The following is a 4,786-nucleotide window of genomic DNA, read 5'->3' on the forward strand; positions in this document are numbered from 1 at the left end:
AGGTGACCAAGGGGGTGCCGTCCGCGGCGGCCTCGAGCGCCGCCAGCCCGAACGGCTCGTAGTGGCTGGGCAGGACGGCGACGTCTGCGCGGTGCAGCACAGCCAACAGCTCGTCATGATCGAGCCGCCCTGCGAAGGTGACCGCCTTCAGTACTCGGTGTTTGCGGGCCTGCTCGACTAGCCAATCCTGCTGGGTGCCATCGCCGGCGATGGTCAAGGTGGTGCCCGGATGGGTGCGCCGGATCCGCGGCAGCGCGGCGATGAGGTCGTGCACGCCTTTCTCGTATTCCAGCCGGCCGACGTACAGCAGTTCGGGCGGTCCGGTGCGCGGGCGGCGCGGCGCGAACGGCCAGCGGTCGGCATGAATACCGTTGCGTATCACGGCAATCTCGGCCAGGCCCGGTCCGAACAGTTCGGAGATCTCGTCGCGCATCGACGCAGAACATGTGATCAGCGAATCGGATTCGCGTACGAGCCAGGATTCGATTGCATGCACCTGACGGCTGATCGCGCCGGACACCCATCCGGAGTGGCGACCGGCCTCGGTTGCGTGGATGGTGGAAACCGTTGGCACGTCGTAGAATTCGGCCAATGCAATGGCCGGGTGGGCCACCAGCCAGTCGTGCGCATGCACCACGTCGGGGCGCCAGGCCCGGTTGGTGTGCTGCTGTTTCAGCGACAGCCCGGCGCGGATCATGGCATGGCCCATGGCGAGCGTCCAGGCCATCATGTCGGTGCTGAAGCTGAACTCGTGCGGATCCTGCGCGGCCGCGACGACCCGGACTCCTTCGCTGATGTCGTCGGACGACGGGTGCGTGCTCGGGTCGGTGCCGGTGGGACGACGCGACAGCACGACGACGTCGTGACCGGCGGCAGCTAGAGCGGTCGACAGGTGATGGACGTGCCGGCCCAGGCCGCCGATCACCACCGGCGGGTATTCCCACGACACCATAAGGACTTTCACCCGGCTGGCCACCTTCTGCGCGAGCGGGCGCAAAATGCCGCGCGCGGCGGCGTGTCGCTGTGCAGACACGCCCGCTCGCGGCAGAAAAGGGCCGTCATCGCGGCAGCCTTCGCGCGTCGAGCGCCCCGAACAGCCCGTCGGCGCGGTTCCAGCCGTCGGCCAGCCGCTGAGCGACTTCGCGCCGGCCCGACGCGAGTGCGCCGGCGATTTCGCGGGTTGCGTGAGCATGCAGGTGGGCGCGGTAGCGGGCGTAGTCGGCGGCGGAGTCTTTGCTGACCATGAACGGCCAGTCGCTGGACACGGTCAGCAGCGTTTCCCGCAGGATCTGGTCGGCGATGTGATCGCGCGGTGTGGGACCGTCGAGTGACGCTGTCTGGGCCAGCGCCTTGTCCACAGTGGACAGCGCGGTGTCGACCACTTCGGCGTTGAGCTGCACCAGATCGACCACCTTCTCACCCGCCCATACTTGCCAGTCTTTGCCCGAACCCCAAGAGCTGGGCGGTAATTCGACTGCTGAGCCGACGAAGCCGTCGGCGATCGCGTCGAACAGCGTGCCGACGCGTACACCGGCCGCCGGCAATGCCCGCAGCACCCGCTGCAGCCAAACCGGCCCCTCATACCACCAGTGGCCGAACAGTTCGGTGTCGAAGGCGGCGATGACGTGCGCTGGCCGGCCGATGCGCTCGGTTTCGTCGCTCAGGCGGCGGCGAACCACGTCGACGAAGTCGGCGACATGAATGTCGACGGTGCGGTCGGCGCGCTCGGGATCGTAGGGCGCCTTGGCGTCTGACGACACGTGGCGGCCGGTGACCCGCGCGGGCTTCAAGCCGGTGAGGTGGTCGTAGGTGTGGAAGTCGCGGTAGGCGGCATGGCCCGGGTAGCCGGATTTCGGCGACCACACCCGGTAGCTGACCTGCAAGTCGCGGCCGAACGCGACCACGTCGGTGTCACCCACTGGGCGGCCCAGCGCGGTGTCGCCGCGCAGCGAAGGGCCGTCGACCATGAAATGCGTCACTCCGGCCGCCGCGTAGTCGTGTTCCATACCCGGGGCATACGCGCATTCGGGCGCCCAGATCCCGGCGGGGGTGTGCGCCAGCCGTTGGCCCGCGTCGGCCAGCCCTTCGCGTAACGCGAATTCGCGCAGCCTGGGATGCAGGAGCGGCTGAAAAGGGTGCGCCAGCGGGCCGCCGAGTAATTCCACTGTGCCGGCGTCGATCAGGGCGCGCAGCAGCGGGCTGGCCCCATGCCGCCACAGGGTGGCGAAGTCGTCGAGCGCCTGATCGGCTTCGGCGGATTCACGAATCCCGAAGGCGCGTAAGGCTTTCGGTGAGCACGCCGTCACCGGTTCCGATGACGCACTCAGCCGCAGGCTGGCGGCCTCGGCTGCGCGCAGCCGCCAGTTCGCCAGCCAGTGGTACATGCCGTCAAGGCAGTACGGGTCGTCGAGCTGGGCGGTGACCACCGGCGTCATCCCGAGTGTGATCAGCCGGTGCCGGTCCTCGTCGGCCAGCGCGCGCAGCACCCGAAGCAGCGGCAGGTAGGCCGCTGACCAGGACTGGTAGAGCCATTCCTCGCCGACCGGCCAGCGGCCGTGGTGAGCCAGCCACGGTAGGTGGGTGTGCAGCACCAGGGTGAACAGACCCGGCACCCGGCCAGCGGCCGCCTCACTCATGTGCGCACCGCAATCGCGACCAAGTCGAGGCTGTCGTCGATATCCCGGTCGCTTGCCTCGACGATGTCGAAGTCGGCTGTGGTAACGGCGGCGACGTCGGCCAGCAGCGCAGCCGGCCATGGCGCGTCGGCAACGGCTCGAGCGATCTGGGCGTCGATGATCGACCCGCCGTGCCGGGCGTCCATCTGCTGCAGCCGCGGCCCGTGGAAGACGCCGCTCATCGTCACTGCGGAAAACCCGTTGTCGACCAGCAATTGCGTCAGCTCGCCAGCGTTGAGTTCGCGGGTATGAAACGGGTTGATCGGGGAGTCGCGACCCGGGGAAAACGTGATCCGGTTCGGCGTGGACACCATCAGTGTCCCCGCAGGGCGCAGGACCCGGGCGCACTCGCGCACAAACTGTGGCTGATCCCACAGGTGTTCGACGACCTGAAAGCTGACCACCGCGTCCACCGAACCGTCGGCCAGCGGCAGCTGCGTGAGGTTGGCATTCACCGCCTCAACCCGCGGGTAGCGGGCGCGGACATGGGCCACCGCCGCGTGGTCGTAGTCGACTGCGATGACGCGACGCGCCACGCCGGCAATCAGATCGGCGCCGTAGCCCTCCCCGCAGCCCGCCTCAAGCACCTCGCGACCCGCGCACCGCTGCGCCAGTCGCTGGTAGACCACCTCGTGGCGCCGGAACCAGTAGTTCTCCTCAGCCAGCCCGGGCACGGTGCGCTCGCCGGTCAACATCAACGCCGCGTCGGCAGCGGCCGGCGAGTCGACGCTGACGGGATTCTCGATGGCGTTCATTGCAAGGCAGGCTATCCTGAAGCGCCCCGTCGGCGAATGGTTCACCTCCAGACAGACGTGGGTACACCCCCTCCGCGACAGGGGAGGAGCCGGGCAGTGCGTCTATCACCACCCGCTATGGTGTGAGAGCGAAACCGCACAAAAAGTTACCGTCCAGTAACTTGCGGCCGCGCGTACACGTATCCGAGTCTTGCCGCCGCCGGCTGCAGGACTCCTTCGAGGAGGACGAACCACAGTCATGACGAACATCGTGGTCCTGATCAAGCAGGTCCCAGACACTTGGTCGGAACGCAAGCTCCGCGACGACGATTACACCTTGGACCGCGAGTCGGCCGACGCCGTGCTGGACGAAATCAACGAGCGTGCTGTCGAAGAAGCGCTGCTGATCCGCGAGAAGGAAGCCGCCGACGGTGTCGAAGGCTCGGTGACCGTGCTGACCGCCGGCCCGGAGCGGGCCACCGAGGCCATCCGCAAGGCCCTGTCGATGGGCGCCGACAAGGCCGTCCACTTGCTCGACGACGGCATGCGCGGCTCGGATGTCATCCAGACCGGGTGGGCGCTGGCTCGCGCGCTGGGCACCATCGAAGGCACCGAACTGGTGATCGCCGGTAACGAGTCAACCGATGGCGCGGGCGGCGCGGTGCCGGCGATCATCGCCGAATACCTCGGTCTGCCGCAGCTGACCCACTTGCGGAAAGTGACGGTCGAGGGCGGCAAGATCATCGGCGAGCGCGAAACTGACGACGGCGTATTCACCCTCGAGGCGTCACTGCCCGCGGTCATCAGCGTGAACGAGAAGATCAACGAGCCCCGGTTCCCGTCCTTCAAAGGCATCATGGCCGCCAAGAAGAAGGAAGTCACCACGCTGACGCTGGCCGAGATAGGAGTCGAGTCCGACGAAGTGGGCCTGGCCAACGCCGGCTCGAAAGTGGTGGCCTCGAACCCGAAGCCGCCCAAGACCGCCGGCGAGAAGGTCACCGACGAAGGTGACGGCGGCACCAAGATCGCCGAGTACCTGGTCGGCCAAAAACTCATCTGACGTCCCCTACACCGAAAGACACGGAAAACTTGCCATGGCTGAAGTACTGGTGCTCGTCGAGCACGCTGAAGGCGCGCTGAAGAAAGTCACCGCCGAACTACTGACCGCTGCCCGCCGGGTCGGTGAACCCGCCGCCGTGGTGGTCGGCACACCCGGCACGGCCGAGCCGCTGATCGACGGGCTCAAGGCGGCCGGCGCCGAGAAGACCTACGTCGCAGAGTCCGACGTCGTCGACCAGTACCTGATCACTCCCCAGGTCGACGTGCTGGCCAACCTCGCCGAATCGTCCTCACCGGCGGCGGTGATCCTGGCCGCCA

Annotated in this window: 4 protein-coding genes and 1 pseudogene; 2 read left to right on the forward strand and 3 right to left on the reverse strand. The window is 67.6% G+C overall.

Annotated elements, in window-relative coordinates; genetic code table 11:
• From VFA16_RS21995 to VFA16_RS22005, 3 genes are all read right to left on the reverse strand, one after another.
• Positions 1-964 (reverse strand): glycosyltransferase family 4 protein (locus tag VFA16_RS21995; protein ID WP_324969874.1); only part of this gene is annotated, 964 nt, incomplete at its 3' end.
• Positions 965-1,058: 94 nt separating this feature from the next.
• A complete protein-coding gene (locus tag VFA16_RS22000; protein ID WP_324969871.1) occupies positions 1,059-2,636 on the reverse strand; it encodes a glycoside hydrolase family 57 protein in 1,578 nt (525 codons plus the stop codon).
• Positions 2,633-3,430 (reverse strand): class I SAM-dependent methyltransferase, encoded by a 798-nt coding sequence (locus VFA16_RS22005; protein WP_324969872.1) that lies wholly within the window; start codon positions 3,428-3,430, stop codon positions 2,633-2,635. The genes VFA16_RS22000 and VFA16_RS22005 overlap by 4 nt, the downstream gene beginning before the upstream one ends.
• A 238-nt stretch (positions 3,431-3,668) precedes the next feature.
• Here VFA16_RS22005 and VFA16_RS22010 point away from each other — a divergent pair, with 238 nt between their 5' ends.
• Together VFA16_RS22010 and VFA16_RS22015 are read left to right on the forward strand one after the other, a co-directional pair.
• A complete protein-coding gene (locus VFA16_RS22010) occupies positions 3,669-4,469 on the forward strand; it encodes an electron transfer flavoprotein subunit beta/FixA family protein (protein ID WP_324969873.1) in 801 nt (266 codons plus the stop codon).
• Positions 4,470-4,503: 34 nt separating this feature from the next.
• Positions 4,504-4,786 (forward strand): annotated as a pseudogene (locus VFA16_RS22015) (electron transfer flavoprotein subunit alpha/FixB family protein); the annotation flags it as partial.

Origin of the sequence: Mycobacterium sp., assembly GCF_035653355.1 — a bacterium.
In the GTDB taxonomy this organism is placed as follows: Bacteria; Actinomycetota; Actinomycetes; order Mycobacteriales; family Mycobacteriaceae; genus Mycobacterium.

Bases quoted from the DNA above. Each gene is read 5' to 3' on its own strand.
- VFA16_RS22000 (WP_324969871.1), bottom strand. From the start codon at position 2,636: ATGAGTGAGGCGGCCGCTGGCCGGGTGCCGGGTCTGTTCACCCTGGTG.
- VFA16_RS22005 (WP_324969872.1), bottom strand. From the start codon at position 3,430: ATGAACGCCATCGAGAATCCCGTCAGCGTCGACTCGCCGGCCGCTGCC.
- VFA16_RS22010 (WP_324969873.1), top strand. From the start codon at position 3,669: ATGACGAACATCGTGGTCCTGATCAAGCAGGTCCCAGACACTTGGTCG.